The following is a 14,867-nucleotide window of genomic DNA, read 5'->3' as shown; positions in this document are numbered from 1 at the left end:
CATGCAACGCAAAGGCATTATTTTAGCTGGTGGATCGGGAACTCGGTTATATCCATTAACTCGTACCATTAGCAAACAATTATTACCAATCTACGATAAGCCAATGATTTATTACCCTCTAGCAACGTTGATGCTGGCAGGAATACGCGAGATTTTAATTATCTCCACACCACAAGATTTGCCGATGTTTTACTCTTTGCTTGGCGACGGATCACAATGGGGATTAACGCTTGAATACGCCGAACAGCCACATCCAAATGGATTAGCGCAAGCCTTTTTAATTGGGCGAGAATTTATTGATGGTGCACCTTCTTGTTTAATTCTTGGCGACAACATATTTTATGGTCATGGTTTAGTGAGGCAACTAAAAACCGCGAATGTACAGCTACAGGGAGCAACGGTATTTGGTTATCACGTCGCCGATCCTGAACGCTATGGCGTCGCTGAATTTACAGCAGATGGGCGGGTACTTAGTTTGGAAGAAAAACCCACTGCGCCAAAATCGAATTGGGCGGTCACTGGCTTGTATTTTTATGACGAACAGGTTTGTGAATTAGCAGCAACACTTAAACCTTCAGCGCGTGGAGAATTAGAAATCACCGATTTAAATAACTGTTATTTGCGTGCTGGTGAATTATCACTAATACGTATTGGACGTGGCACGGCATGGTTAGATACCGGTACGCATCAATCGTTAATGCAAGCAGGGCAGTTTATTGAAATGATTGAAACGCGGCAAGGCTTAAAAATCTGCTGCCCCGAAGAGATTGCCTATTTTAACGGCTGGATTGATGATGCCCAACTAACAGCTCTCGGCGAAGAATTAAAAAAGAGCGGTTATGGTGAATATCTACTGAGCTTGTTGCAACGGGAATGGTAATGAACGTTATTGAAACTGCAATTTCAGGTGTACTGATTATTGAACCAAAAGTTTGGGGCGATGAGCGTGGTTATTTTTTAGAAACTTATCGCGTTAATCGTTACACTGAACTAGGGATTCCCGCGACATTTGTGCAAGACAATCAATCGTTTTCATGCAAAGGTGTTTTGCGTGGGCTGCATGTGCAACATCCGAATGCTCAGGGCAAATTGATTCAGGTGCTTGCCGGAGAAGTTTTTGATGTTGCGGTGGATATTCGTCGCAGTTCAGCAACCTTTGGTCATTGGGTTGGCGTCACCTTATCCGGTGAAAATAAACGTCAATTTTGGATTCCAGCGGGCTTTGCGCATGGGTTTTTAGTCACGGGTGATCATGCACTATTCACGTATAAAAACACCACCTATTATAGCCCAGAATACGAATTGAGTATTCGCTGGGATGATCCAGAAATTGGAATTGATTGGCCGTTGCATGGAACCCCGGAACTATCAGCAAAAGATCGAGACGCTGCGTACTTAAAAGAGATTCATTTGGCGCGTTTGCCAGATTGAATGGTCTTATTTACCAATCTATAAAAAGGTCATGTTTTATGTCAGCATTGACACAACAAAGCGGGGCATCAATCATTGCCAACGCTCAAATTCCTTCTGTTGATCTCGTTAAGCTCGTTTCTCTCCTCGCTGCTGCATTTCCCGAACAAACTGAGCACAATCATCAAGATGCTTCATTGCCAGTATTATCTTTTGTACCTGAAAACAATCGATTGAATATCAATGTCTGTGGAGTGATGCGGCGCTTAATGGCAGATAAACATTTGCGCGATGCTTTTCGTCAAACAGATAACAGTGGTTTTCTACGCGATCTGATAAAGCCTGGCAGAAATTCCAATGCAAAAATGGGTGGGAAGATTTTTCAAGATGATTTTGGTGGATTGGCGCGGGCAATTCAGCAACTGAAAAATCGCATTGACGATCAACTCGATCGATTTAATTTAAATGCAGATCAATTATTGGTCAGCAATCCAAAAGCAGCGCTTGCCGCGTTAGGAAAAGCAGTAGATTTAAAAGATTTCTATCGCCCGCTATCGGCAAAATTAGTGCCGATTACTTTCGCTAAAGCTGGGCACACTGGAAACCCGAATTGTCTGGCGCGAGTGTTTTCGGCAACTGAAGAAATACAGACTGAAAATTTATCGAAGCAGTTAGCAAAAACAATTGCTGATGCGTTAGAACAACGCGACGATGAATTTGATGAACGGCAGCGAGAAAAACTAATAGCTGGCTTAGAGCAAGAAGCGAATCAAATAGATAGCCAAGTCACGCGCTTTCTGAATTTTTTAGAAGATCATGCGCAATCACGAGTACGGTTAAGTGTTAGTTTTGCCATTATGCGCAATCTTGCTAGACGTGCTAGAAAACTGAATGATGATAATAGCAAGGCATTTGTAGATTATGTGCATCGGATCATTACCCTATTTCGGCTTTACGGTAAACCTGAAACCGAACAGGTATGGCGTTTTAATTTGTCACATGATTATGGTGAAGCGGCAGATTTTTCTGCGTTTGATGAATTAGTAAAAAAAGGATTTTATGATTGTTTGCCAGTGTGGGCGGAATGGAAAGCGCAAATTTTTGAATCGCGCAAAACCGATCCAGCAGCGACTGTACGCGAAGTCAGTTATCGCTTTCGTGTGAATGGTAAGAATCCACAAGATGGGTTGCAACCCGCATTTGAAAGTCGATTAAACCGATTACGCGAAACATTGGAACGAACCGATTACGCGCAATCGCCAGTACGCAAAATCACGCAGGTCGCATTTCTGTGGTTAGTACTTAATCCAAAAATTCCACAAAAACCAACGCCAGAGCAATTGCAGACGGAAGCAGAAAAACTAGCCATATACCTTAAAGATAATGGTCGTACTGGTGTGCTGCAATTAATTGAACAATTGAAAGGCTGGAGTAACAATGTCAAAAAGTTAAGTCAGGCACTGGGAACATTAGCAAAAAGCTCTCCCAATGTGATTGCCGATAGTCAAAATGATGTGAGTGATCTCCATTTGGTGGTACAGCAAAGCATTATTAATTGGGCAGCACTAGAACGCTGGCGCGGCAAGGTGCTTGATCCTTTAGTCAAAGTGAATGGTGATCAGCACGAAATAACTGAATGGCTTAAGCATGTTCAGATTGCCAAAAATCCCAGCGAAGTGCTTGATTCGTTGTTTTCGATACGAGTACATACCACACTGCACGAACGAACGCTGATGAGCCAAAATGATGCTGTAACTACTTTACAAACTCAGCGCGAAGTTCCTGATCAATTACTGAACATTATTTGGCAACCGTCTGGCGTTGAAATTGATTCAACATGGTTAATGGGTGCGGGAGTAAAAATTTTATATGATTCAGCGTTTTTTAACCAAAAAAATCATCCCAATTATTCAGATGAAGATCGCTGTCAATACCGCGCTGCTGCAATTAGCGCATTGACAGTATTAGTTTATACAGCTTTGCAAGTGGTCGCTAAACGATTCACTATAGGACGTGAACAACCACTGCCAGCATTGATGTTACGGTTTCAAATACAGGGTGAAAATGCTCACAAAACAGCAGGTGATCATTTAATTTATGCTGCGGCGCAAGCAATTGAAGCGGCGTTAATGCAAGATTTGCCAGTGCGAATGCAAGGCATGGTGACAACTAACTCAAGTAGTTATCAAAAACTAGGTACTGCCTTTGCTCTTTCTGCTGCATTCCCATTGTTATTTAGTGCGACACCAACGATTCCCAAAATTGCTGTGGTGATTTATGCCACTCGACCTTGCGATGTCAATTTAAAAATACCAGATGCTGATGGATTTATATTTCGCGCAAAAACTTATCTTGCTGATGCGGTCACTGCGCCGCTAACTGGTTATCGGTTGCGCTTTGAAAAAATGCAATCACAGGTTGTACCCGATCAAGATGCGTTTGAAAATCCGCAATTGATTTTTGAAGAAGTAGCGCGGTTACATCGTTTGGGTTATGAACACATTATTTTAATTTCTAATCACTACAGCAACCGTCGCATTAATCGTTCTTCGCCGCGTCACTCACCGCATACGCAAACGCGCTTTGTTGATGAAATTGCAACACATTTCTCAACAGTAAATCTTTATATGCTGCGCCGTGATGTATTTACTGCAATCCGTTTGCGCTCGCGTCATAACAATGAATCTGCATTTCATACCACGCATTTGTCCGATCATCACCATGCCGCTATTTTGCCCGGAGAATTGGTTAAACAGTTGATTCCAGTATTGACTTTCGCTACGTTAACAATTGTTGGTGACAACACTGAACGCCCACAATCAGGATTTTGTACTTATTTTTTTGACACAGAACAAACTGGTAATAACATCGAATGGCGTGAACGTGCTCGTGCTAATTTATTAACTGATTCAGGCGGTGTCCGTGAATCATTGCTTGCAGTGTTGCGTGGATTGCATTTTTTGGAGACTGAAAAAAAACCGGAAAACAATCAAAATAAGCCTGTACTCGATCCCTTTAGTTGGGTTCAACCAGCGAACATTGGTGGTGCAGGTGAGATTCAAGTGATACCTAAAACAAAAAACACCGGTGGAATTGAATTGTCACTGCCGGCGGTATTAACTAGGGTCAGCGATGTACTACATCGGAATAGCTAATCATGTTACAACCATCTCAGTACTTTTCGTTATGGGGTCAAGTTTTTGAGATCGCTGTTAAGCGCGGGGTATTGGTGTCACTGCTGGATAGTCGATTGCAGTGGACTGAAATGCAGGGATTGGAAGAATGGAAAAAGTTCGATACTGGCGATGTTTATGCAGCGTTAGCACAAGAATTAAAAGAAGTTGATCCTAACCTTAAAGCATATACCAAAACCACCGCTCGCCACCTATTCCAAATTGGCTTGGGATTAGGGCAAACCGCAATGCGTGAATATCTACGTAATCTCGAACGGAATAGCAAAGGACATGATCTTGCTAATTACCGTATTCAGGCGCTGTGGTGTCCATTGCAATTGCCGCGAGATCAAAGCCACTATGAACGCGAAGGTGCAGAATCAATTACTGAATTCTGGGCTACTTTTGGAATAACTGGCACACCTGACCGATCATTTCTTGGAAAAGGTTATTCTGCGCGAGCAGACTTTCTGCTTTGGTTAATACCAGATGATAATAATTGTCCACATGAATTATTGTGTTTAGAATTTTCATTAAATGCTTTCCGCGACAGTGCCGATTACAGCCAACCGACACCACATCTTGCCGAATTAAGACGTTATGCTCGTTTCATTGATTCGCGCAGTGTGTTTTCACAAATTTGTGCTGAGGTAGACGGAGAAGGGTTTGCTTTTTCACCGCAACTTAAAGAACATCTGCACGCTTTTACTGCGCGTGATAAACCGTTGTTTAAACTTTGCCAAGCAGCATCTTATATTGATAAAACACTGAAATTACTTGATCGACACGAATTGATTAAACAACCCTGTAATGCGCGGGCATTTGCAATTACACAAAATGGATTTGAAAGTTTATCGGCGCAGTTCTTTAGAAATGATATACCTGATCCGCGTTGTGCCTTGATGGCAACCTTAGGTGAAGCATATCGAAAGATGGAAAAACGTTCTGATGTTGCTGAAGTGACGGAAGACTATATCGCTGGCGTGTTTAAACACATTCGTAAAGCACTCCCTAAAAACATGCGCGAGCAATTGCGTCAATTAGAAGATTTGCCATTACCGAATGAATCTGTTGCATTGTCATTTACTGAAATGCTCAGTGATTTTTGTCATCCAATGACTGCGTTGAATTGGGATGATACACAAAATTTAATTGATTCTAACGATGCTCTTACTGCGTTTTTTAAACAGGATGCTAGAACTGCGCTTGCCGCAGCATTACCAGAAAATCTTGTTATTGGCGAGCCGATTCCATTGCGTGATCTTCACGCTTCAGCAGTGATCGCTGGCTTAAATGCCGCCGAATTAGGCAAGTTGACTGTGTTGGGTTTGGAAGGCAATCCGGGTATTGGTAAAACTACTGCCGTTACGCGTTATTTGCGCAAATTAACGGACGGTTTTTTGTTTTTATATGTTAGTCCCCGTGTCATTATTAACGATGATGTTACCTCTGGATTAGCTCGGAAAAATAACACACTCACAGGCATTCTGACTGTTACCACCAATTCTAAACTCATTAGCTCGGCGCAACCTTGGCATGACGCACAAGTCAACGCCGGATTGAAATTAGCGTGCAGAATTGATGGGGCAGTGGTTGCTGATGGCATCGTAGATTTGCAACATCCTGACAGCAGTATTTTAATTTTAACTCCTGAATTAAAAGAAGAAGTTGAGCGCACACAAACTGGTTCGCGTACCAATAGAAATCAGGAAACAAAGCAGCAAGCACGAATAACTGATCATCCTTTACCAGGCGTATTAAAAGTGCTGGCAAAAACCAGTCGCGCATTACTTGAAGAGAATCCAACTGTAACGCAACTTGTATTGACTGCGGCAATTCAAAGCTATCGAGAATTGGGAGAAAGTAAAAGCACAGTAGATGGACTGACTAACCTATTTCAACATCAGGTAAATACGCGCCCCGGTTTGCGAGAACGGCGCGAATTTGCGGCGCGTATCCCAATTATCGTTGTTATGGTCGATGAATTAACTGGCGATCCAGCAGGTGTTCTGGTTATTGATGCGTTGGCACGATGGTTAAATGAACAGTTTATTCGACCATTTAAAGATGCCCCGTATTTTCGGGTGGCACTAATTGTGTCGGATGCGTCATTGGGTAATGAAATTGTTTTAGATCGCTATCTTAGTAGCAGCGAGCGTGCTCCTAGTAAAATTCTAGTGACGCAGAGCGGTCAAAAACGTCCGTTTCGGTTAACAGTCACTGAAAAAACCCGATTTGCGGGTGCAGCACGATCAGTGCTACATGTGATGACGAATAGCTATCCAGCGACTCAATTAACGATTGATTATCGGGTGCGACTTGATGTGATTCCTTTTGAAGCGCAACAAAAAGGTATTCGCCACGCTATTTCAGAACAACAAAATAAAGTATTAATTGATAATATATTACATGAAATTGAAGCAGCGCTGGCGGCAAATGCAAATCAGATTATCTTTTTTGCTCAAGATAAAGCATTCTTACGGCTTGTAGAAGATATGTTAATCACTGGTGCTGCGGCATTACAAAAAAATCAAATTGCTATTATTGATTCCAGTGTTTCCGCAGCCAAACGCAAAGCGTTAATTGAGAAACCACAGCGCGATAAAATTAAAGTTTTTTTAATGACTTCCAGTGGTGCCCGTGGAATTTCATTTCCTAAAACCGATTGGATTATTGCGCTGATGCCGCGCTTTGGTATTGAATCAGCGTTAATGGAAGTGGCGCAACTGATTTATCGCGGGCGCGGTCAGAATTACACCGCTGATGATGGACAAGAAGCGATCGATGGCGATACTAAAAATCGGCATTTAGTTTTGCTGTTGCAGGATTTTTTGCCACAGGAAACGAAGCCAGAACTGCGCCAATGGTTACGTCAAATTAGCGACTTACTGACATTTATTGTGCTATTACGTGCCACCATTCATACCCGTATTACTGGCGATGCTGGATTAGATAAACAACGACTGGCAGTTGTGCCAGTGGGGAATGTTGGTAGCGAAGATATGCTGACATTAATGAGTACACAGGTGCGCATTTTTTTGAGTGAAAGTGCGGTATTGATGAGCGATAAACATGCTCATGTTGATCAGAAAAGTTTGATTAAAGCAGCACAACTTGCCGTAACAAATCTCTTCAGTAATTTTTCACTAGAAGCGACTGGTCGTAAACAGGAATTACGTAGTGTTGTGCGACCTAGTGATTTAGAACAGTTTTCAATTAGCGCCAGTGCCGATCATGCACCACTGCTATTAAATCCTACTGATTCGCCCGCTTGTGTGTTACACGAAAATCAGTATTGCGTTGGACCATTTTGGCTTGAACAATGGAAAGAAGTTGATAAAACTGAACGTTTTAGTTTTGAAATGTGGATAACAGCAGTCAGCGAACAAATAGAAACTTTATTAAACCAATTATGGCGAATTCATAAAGATCAAAAATTGCCGCGCAATTTGCGGACGGCAGCAGAGGAGCTGCATCGTATTCTGAAACAGGAACAGGGTGACGTTGGTTGCGAATTTTCTACTGTTAAAACATTGTCATCCGATGCAACTTGGCTGGCAGTTCCAGTTGATTATCCACGTTTTTTTCAGCCATCTAATGGTCAAATTCCCGCATTAGGTGACGAATCACTGTGGCGCGATGCGTTGGGACGTTGTTTATCGGTGCAGCGCGAAGTGATGCCGGTGATTCCGCGCTATGCGGGAATTCCTTACGCGGCTGTTGCTGGAATACAAGACCCTGCTCGCTTTGAACAAATTTTTGATGATCGTTATATTGCAGCATCGAATGAACTTAATTTGCTCAACAGTATTCTTTTAGAAGAGTAAAATCAATTCAACTAGCTATTGGAAATATCAATGACTGATCAGCCGCGTATTTTACTCATTGGCTCCAGCGGTCAAGTCGGCTGGGAACTGCGCCGAACGCTCGCAGGATTGGGAATTGTGATTGCCTCTTCATTAGAAGGTAAACACGGTTCGCGAATTGATTTAATGGACACTCAAGCACTAGCGCAATTGATAAATGAAACCCAACCAGATGCGGTAGTCAATGCTGCTGCTTATACGGCTGTGGATAAAGCAGAAAATGATCGCAATACCGCACAGCGAATCAATGCAGATGCAGTGGGCGAATTGGGAAAATTACTGGCGGAGCGTAATACGCCAATTATTCACTATTCAACTGATTTTGTTTTTTCTGGCAACATTAATCGACCCTATACTGAAAACGATGCACCAAATCCGCTTAATGTTTATGGCGCAACCAAATTGAACGGCGAATTGGCGCTGCTCAATTCTGGTGCTAACGCTTTAATTTTTCGTACCAGTTGGGTTTATGGACGTTATGGCGCAAATTTTCTATTGACAATGTTGCGATTATTTCGAGAACGCGATGAATTGCGAGTGGTGAACGATCAAATCGGTGCGCCAACATGGAGCCGAATGTTGGCGGAAATAACGGCATTAGTGTTGTATCGGGTATTGCGTGGTGAATTGAATTTAGAACAAATTGGCGGAATTTATCATCTTAGTGGAGCAGGGGAAGTCAGTTGGTATGGATTCGCTCGTGCTATTTTAGAGATGAGTGGATTGGAAACAAACTTAATTGCCATTCCGTCAAGTGATTACCCAACACCTGCCCAACGTCCGCGTTATTCGGTATTGGATAACAGGAAGTTTCAAGAAACTTTTGGTTTAATGATACCGGACTGGCAATTGTCACTGGCGCAATGTTTGGAACAATAGCATGATTGACATTGATCCTACTGCTCGTATTTCGCCACTTAGCGATATTGAAGATTCAGTACGCGGCAGCAAAATTATTATTGGTGCTTATAGTAATATTGATAGTTTTGTTAAAATTAAACCCGCAGGAGGCAGTGGCAATCTCATTGTAGGAGAATATGTTTTTATCAATTCAGGATGTGTTTTTTATGTAGGTAACGGCATTCAAATTGGCAATCATGTTGCAATAGCCGCTAACTGTACTTTTGCCCCAGTAAATCACGCATACTCCAATCGCCAACAGCTCATTCGTGAACAAGGATTTTTACCCAGTAAAGGCGGAATTTTAATTGAAGATGATGTTTGGATTGGTGCAAATTGTGTGTTACTTGATGGCGCGTTTTTAAGGCGCGGTTGTGTGATTGGTGCAGGTTCTATTGTACGCGGAGAATTAGCTGCTTATACCGTTTATGCTGGAACGCCACTACAAAAAATTGCTGAACGATTATAATACGCAGTTGATGAGTTGTTTAACTGGGTTTCGTTTAAATTTAACTGTACGCTTGAAATTGTTAATAAGAAAAAATGGGTTAAAGGTTTCCATGTGTTACCTCACCGTTGGGTTGTTGAAAGAAAATTTGCTTGGCTTGGACGATCACGTCGATTAAGTAAAGACTATGAGCACAATCCAAGTTCAAGTGAAGCACAGGTCTACATTGCATCCAGTCGTTTTACTGAAAAGTAATTCACAACAACTCGCCGATCTAGTTTCGCCTCGAATGGTGAGGTTTTCCGGCAATCAAGGTAATATCGTGCAAATTGATTCGCTGCATTGAATGTTTAATCATGCGCCAACCGCTCTTTTTCGCTGCCACGCTGTGTGTCCTTTTCATCGCGGGCTGTAGCTCACGACCATTAAAAGAGGAGCCGCTGCCGTCCGATGTGACGGTCAGCGGCGACTTTGCCAATACCGCTGGCGTTGATCAATTCATCCAACGAATGCGTCAACAGCACGGTTTTCGCCCAGCCGAAACTGCTGCCATTCTCTCTCGCGCCAAGCGCCAGCAATCAATCATCAATCTGATGAATCATCAGGCGCCGAAAAAAAGCACGGGTCCGAACGGGGCTTGGACACGCTACCGCGCCAAATTTCTTACCGATGACACCATCAACAAAGGCGCGGCATTTTGGCAACGCAACGCTGCTGCGCTCTCTCGTGCTGAATCGCGTTACCGTGTGCCAGCGGAATACGTGGTCGCCATCATCGGCGTCGAAACCCATTTCGGCGGTTTCGTCGGCAAAACCCGAATTCTCGACGCGCTCACGACGCTGGCGTTCGCGTATCCACGCCGCGCCGCTTATTTCAATGACGAACTTGCAGATTTTCTCGTGATGACCCGCAACGAACGCCTTGATCCGACGCAGCCGCGAGGTTCTTTTGCCGGCGCGATGGGACTCGGGCAATTTATGCCGTCCAGTTTTCACCGCTACGCGGTTGATTTCACTGGCGATGGGCATCGTGATTTGTGGAATCCCAGCGACGCCATTGGCGGTGTTGCCAACTATTTCAAAGGTAACGGCTGGCGGGCTGGAGAACCGGTTGCAGTCCGCGCCAACGTCGCGCCGGAGTTTCGTGCCGGCAGTTTGAAAACCGGTTTTGATACCCGTTATCGCCTGAGTGAACTCGCCAAATACGGCATCACGCCCGCGCAATCGCTCGGCGGCGTCACGCAAGTCAGCTTGCTGGAATTGGATGCGAAAGGCGGTTACGAATACTGGCTAGGTTTGACCAATTTCTACGTTATCAGTCGCTATAACCACAGCGTCTATTACGCCATGACCATTCATCAATTGGCGCAAGCCATTCGTGCTCGGCGGTGATGCGTTTGTATCGGTCTGCGATTTTCCAATGAGCACACGCACGGTTGTTGCCGATTCACTCGCCGCGTTGCCCGTGACCCAACTCAAGGGCGTCGGACCGCGTCTTGCAGTGCTACTGGCACGGCTGGACATTCACACGGTGCAGGATTTGCTGTTTCATCTGCCGCTGCGTTATCAGGATCGCAGTCGCCTGTTGCCATTTGTATTGCTGGAAGCGGGCATGGAGGCACTGACCGAAGGCGTTGTCGTGGAAACCAAAGTGACTGGCGATCAGCGCCGCACCTTGAAAGTCGCGCTCAGTGACGGAACGCGCCACAACCTGCTGCTGCGCTTTTTTCATTTTTCATCGCAACAGGTCGCCATGTTCAGAACGGGCGTGCGGGTGCGCTGTTATGGCGAAGTCCGGCAGGGTTATCACACGTTGGAGATGATTCACCCCGAATATCATTTGCAACACAGCGCGTTGCCGACTGCGACCGATCATGCACCGCAATTGATTCCGATTTATCCCTCGACCGAAGGACTGCAACAACCGACGTGGCACAGCCTCATGGATCAAGCGTTGGCGTGGCTGGCGCGGCTGCCGCCAGCGGAATATCTGCCCGCAGAAATTCTCACACCGCTGGCGCTGCCGAGTTTGGTTGAGGCGCTGCATTATCTGCATCGTCCGCCTCTGGGAACGTCGTTGAGCGATTTGACCGAACGCCGTCATCCGGTGTTTTTGCGGCTGGCATTTGAAGAATTGACGGCACATCAAGTCAGTTTGCGGCAATTGCGGCTGACGCAGCGGGCGCAGCTCGCACCGCCATTGCGCGGCGACGGCAGTTTGTGCCAACCATTACGCGCCGCGCTGCCGTTCCAATTGACTGCCGCACAAGAGCGCGTGTTGACGGAAATCAGCGCCGATTTACAACAGGAACGTCCGATGCAGCGGTTGTTGCAAGGCGACGTTGGCGCAGGAAAAACCGTGGTTGCCGCGCTCGCTGCCGCGCAAGCGATTGAAGCCGGGTATCAGGTCGCGCTGATGGCTCCAACCGAATTGCTATCAGAACAGCATCATCGCAGTCTCGGCGCGTGGTTAACGCCGCAAGGCATCGCGCCGCTGTGGTTAGCCGGACGACATAAAGGCAAGGAACGGGCGCAGTTGTTGGAAGCCATCGCGTCGGGCGCAGCGCAGTTGATCGTCGGCACTCACGCGCTATTTCAGGACGCGGTGATTTTTCATCGCCTGGGGTTGGTTATCATCGACGAACAACATCGGTTTGGCGTGGCGCAGCGGTTGAAATTGCGCAGTAAAGGCGGCAGCGCAGGTGGTGCGCCACACCAGTTGATGATGACGGCAACACCGATTCCGCGCTCGCTGGCGATGACGATGTATGCCGATCTCGATCTATCGGTGATCGACGCGCTGCCGCCGGGACGGACGCCGATTGTCACCGTCGCAGTGTCGGATGAACGGCGCGATGAAGTGATTGAACGGGTGCGTCATGCTTGCCAGCAAGGGCGACAAGCCTATTGGGTGTGCACATTGATTGACGAATCCGAGGTGCTGGAATGTCAGGCTGCTGAAGAAACTGCGCAGCAATTGCGGGCTGCGTTGCCAGAAGTGACGGTCGGTTTGGTGCACGGGCGCATGAAAGGCAGCGAACGTGACACGGTAATGGCGGAATTCACCAGCGGCGCAGTGAGTTTGCTGGTCGCAACGACGGTGATTGAAGTCGGCGTCGATGTGCCCAACGCCAGCCTGATGATTATCGAAAATCCCGAAAGATTGGGTTTGTCGCAATTGCATCAATTACGCGGGCGCGTCGGGCGCGGCGCAGTCGTGAGTCATTGCGTGTTGCTGTATCACGCGCCGCTGTCGGCATTGACGTATGAACGCTTGAGTATTATTCGCGCCACCACCGATGGCTTTGAAATTGCCGAACGCGATTTGGCACTGCGCGGCGCGGGTGAAGTATTGGGAACGCGGCAAGCTGGCGCAATTCAATTTCGCCTTGCCGATCCGCTGCGCGATCAACAATTTGTTGCACCAGCGCAGCAAGCTGCCGACCTGATTTTAATGCGTCATCCTGAATACGCTGCGCCATTATTAGCCCGCTGGCTGGGACAGCACGAAGGTTATGGGCAGGTGTGAATACACTGGAACAATGTTGATTGACAATAAAAAATCAATCTAACTACGGAGGAATTCTAATGACAAAAGAAGTTCAGATGTCGATCAAAATGGAGGTGGCGTTACGCGATCAATTCATGGCGGTAGCGGCAAATCACCAACGTCCTCCTGCTCAAATCATCTGCGAATTGATGCGCCTGTACATTGCTGACAGCGAAACACCTAATGCGCTCACTGCCGAGACCATTTTAAAAGCGCGGCGGGGTGATGAGGTGTTTCAGGCGTCCAGCGCATCTGATTTATTTGAACAATTAGGCATTTAATGCGCACCGCAAGTTACACCAGCCAGTTTAAGCGCGATGTCAAACGCATTGAGAAACGCGGTAAAGAACTGCGCAAACTGCGCGAAGTTATTAATCTGCTTTTGACTGACCAGCCACTCCCGCGTGAGTTAGGCGATCACCCGCTCAAGGGTGGCTGGCAACCGAGCCGCGATCTTCATCTTGAAGCCGATTGGATACTGATTTATTACCTCGATGGTGATTCCGTCCGTTTCGAGCGCACCGGAACCCACGCTGACCTTTTTCACAATTAGTCCGCGTGTTTTGATGCTTTAAGCATTGACTATCAATTATTTTTAAAAAGACAAACACCATGACTTTTCCTGAAATCAAAATCGGTCAACCCCGCCCACCAACATGGCGCGAACGACTATCTGCCTATTTAATGCTGGTGCGTCTTAATCGCCCAATTGGTATTTTTTTATTGATGTGGCCGGCGTTATGGGCATTGTGGCTGGCAGGCAATGGGCATCCGCCGTGGCAAATCGTGATGATTTTTGTAATTGGCGTGGTGCTCATGCGTTCGGCAGGCTGTGCTATTAATGATTTCGCCGATCGCAAAGTCGATGCTCATGTCACTCGCACTAAAGAACGTCCGCTGGCAAAAGGCACGGTAACGCCACAAGAAGCAGTGATTATTTTTCTTGCGCTGAGTTTGACCGCATTTGTACTGGTATTGCAATTGAATTGGCAAACAGTGGCACTATCAGTCGTTGCCTTATTATTAACTTTTATTTATCCATTTATGAAACGCTTTACGCATGTGCCGCAATTGTTTCTCGGCGCAGCATTTGGCTGGGCAATTCCCATGGCATTTATGGCGGTGAATGAAAGCATTCCTAATTTGGCGTGGCTGCTATTCATAGCAACGTTAATCTGGGCGCTTATTTATGACACTCAATACGCAATGGTGGATCGTGAAGACGATGTGCAAGTCGGAATTAAATCAACTGCCATTCTATTTGGACAATGGGATCGCGTGGTGATTGCCTTACTGCAACTACTGTTTTTAAGTCTGCTGCTGGGAATTGGCTTGAGTGCTGGACGCGGCGCATGGTTTATTGGTGGATTGGTGCTGGCGTTGGGATTTGCGGTTTATCAACAATGGTTAATTCATCACCGCGAACCCAACGCCTGTTTTCAAGCCTTTTTGAATAACAATTATTTGGGAATGACAGTATTTCTGGGACTGGTATTTGATTATGCGCTGGGTGGATAATCA

General features: G+C 45.9%; 11 protein-coding genes and 1 pseudogene. All 12 read left to right on the top strand.

Translation table 11 applies throughout. From position 1 onward, the window contains the following. Position 1: 1 nt before the first annotated feature. Positions 2-880, top strand: coding sequence for a glucose-1-phosphate thymidylyltransferase RfbA (gene rfbA / locus CXB77_RS07425; protein ID WP_105073381.1), 879 nt, complete (start codon positions 2-4; stop codon positions 878-880). Further along, entirely contained in the window at positions 880-1,431 is a 552-nt protein-coding gene (rfbC, locus tag CXB77_RS07420) for a dTDP-4-dehydrorhamnose 3,5-epimerase (RefSeq protein ID WP_105073380.1), read from the top strand. The genes rfbA and rfbC overlap by 1 nt, the downstream gene beginning before the upstream one ends. 38 nt (positions 1,432-1,469) lie before the next feature. Then, on the top strand, positions 1,470-4,565 hold the full coding sequence (locus CXB77_RS07415; protein WP_105073379.1) for a hypothetical protein: 3,096 nt from the start codon (positions 1,470-1,472) through the stop codon (positions 4,563-4,565). 2 nt (positions 4,566-4,567) lie between these two features. Further along, positions 4,568-8,410 carry a helicase-related protein gene (locus tag CXB77_RS07410; protein WP_105073378.1) on the top strand — a complete coding sequence of 1,281 codons (3,843 nt, stop codon included), beginning with the start codon at positions 4,568-4,570 and terminating at the stop codon, positions 8,408-8,410. Positions 8,411-8,440: 30 nt separating this feature from the next. Further along, the gene (gene rfbD / locus CXB77_RS07405) at positions 8,441-9,328 is read left to right on the top strand and encodes a dTDP-4-dehydrorhamnose reductase (RefSeq protein ID WP_105073377.1); all 888 of its coding nucleotides are present in this window, start codon (positions 8,441-8,443) and stop codon (positions 9,326-9,328) included. A gap of 1 nt (position 9,329) precedes the next feature. Beyond that, positions 9,330-9,818: an acyltransferase gene (locus CXB77_RS07400; RefSeq protein WP_105073376.1), complete on the top strand. Its 489-nt coding sequence runs from the start codon at positions 9,330-9,332 to the stop codon at positions 9,816-9,818. Between the two features lie 48 nt (positions 9,819-9,866). Then, positions 9,867-10,052: pseudogene (locus CXB77_RS07395) on the top strand (transposase); the annotation flags it as partial. A gap of 101 nt (positions 10,053-10,153) precedes the next feature. After that, a complete protein-coding gene (gene mltB, locus CXB77_RS07390; protein WP_105073498.1) occupies positions 10,154-11,188 on the top strand; it encodes a lytic murein transglycosylase B in 1,035 nt (344 codons plus the stop codon). Positions 11,189-11,216: 28 nt separating this feature from the next. Beyond that, positions 11,217-13,325 (top strand): ATP-dependent DNA helicase RecG, encoded by a 2,109-nt coding sequence (gene recG, locus CXB77_RS07385; protein WP_105073497.1) that lies wholly within the window; start codon positions 11,217-11,219, stop codon positions 13,323-13,325. 59 nt (positions 13,326-13,384) lie between these two features. Further along, positions 13,385-13,627 (top strand): addiction module antitoxin, encoded by a 243-nt coding sequence (locus CXB77_RS07380; protein ID WP_105073374.1) that lies wholly within the window; start codon positions 13,385-13,387, stop codon positions 13,625-13,627. Next, positions 13,627-13,899 carry a type II toxin-antitoxin system RelE/ParE family toxin gene (locus CXB77_RS07375; protein ID WP_105073373.1) on the top strand — a complete coding sequence of 91 codons (273 nt, stop codon included), beginning with the start codon at positions 13,627-13,629 and terminating at the stop codon, positions 13,897-13,899. The genes CXB77_RS07380 and CXB77_RS07375 overlap by 1 nt, the downstream gene beginning before the upstream one ends. Positions 13,900-13,958: 59 nt before the next feature. Beyond that, the gene (gene ubiA, locus CXB77_RS07370) at positions 13,959-14,864 is read left to right on the top strand and encodes a 4-hydroxybenzoate octaprenyltransferase (RefSeq protein WP_105073372.1); all 906 of its coding nucleotides are present in this window, start codon (positions 13,959-13,961) and stop codon (positions 14,862-14,864) included. Positions 14,865-14,867: the final 3 nt, after the last annotated feature.

The organism is Chromatium okenii (assembly GCF_002958735.1).
Taxonomy (GTDB): domain Bacteria; phylum Pseudomonadota; class Gammaproteobacteria; order Chromatiales; family Chromatiaceae; genus Chromatium; species Chromatium okenii_A.
The sequence above is the reverse complement of the archived record's forward strand: the minus strand, read 5'-3'. Positions and strand labels throughout refer to the sequence as shown.

What these genes read in the sequence shown, in the direction of transcription:
- rfbA (WP_105073381.1), top strand. Translation starts at nt 2, where the DNA reads ATGCAACGCAAAGGCATTATTTTAGCTGGTGGATCGGGAACTCGGTTA.
- rfbC (WP_105073380.1), top strand. Translation starts at nt 880, where the DNA reads ATGAACGTTATTGAAACTGCAATTTCAGGTGTACTGATTATTGAACCA.
- CXB77_RS07415 (WP_105073379.1), top strand. Translation starts at nt 1,470, where the DNA reads ATGTCAGCATTGACACAACAAAGCGGGGCATCAATCATTGCCAACGCT.
- CXB77_RS07410 (WP_105073378.1), top strand. Translation starts at nt 4,568, where the DNA reads ATGTTACAACCATCTCAGTACTTTTCGTTATGGGGTCAAGTTTTTGAG.
- rfbD (WP_105073377.1), top strand. Translation starts at nt 8,441, where the DNA reads ATGACTGATCAGCCGCGTATTTTACTCATTGGCTCCAGCGGTCAAGTC.
- CXB77_RS07400 (WP_105073376.1), top strand. Translation starts at nt 9,330, where the DNA reads ATGATTGACATTGATCCTACTGCTCGTATTTCGCCACTTAGCGATATT.
- mltB (WP_105073498.1), top strand. Translation starts at nt 10,154, where the DNA reads ATGCGCCAACCGCTCTTTTTCGCTGCCACGCTGTGTGTCCTTTTCATC.
- recG (WP_105073497.1), top strand. Translation starts at nt 11,217, where the DNA reads ATGAGCACACGCACGGTTGTTGCCGATTCACTCGCCGCGTTGCCCGTG.
- CXB77_RS07380 (WP_105073374.1), top strand. Translation starts at nt 13,385, where the DNA reads ATGACAAAAGAAGTTCAGATGTCGATCAAAATGGAGGTGGCGTTACGC.
- CXB77_RS07375 (WP_105073373.1), top strand. Translation starts at nt 13,627, where the DNA reads ATGCGCACCGCAAGTTACACCAGCCAGTTTAAGCGCGATGTCAAACGC.
- ubiA (WP_105073372.1), top strand. Translation starts at nt 13,959, where the DNA reads ATGACTTTTCCTGAAATCAAAATCGGTCAACCCCGCCCACCAACATGG.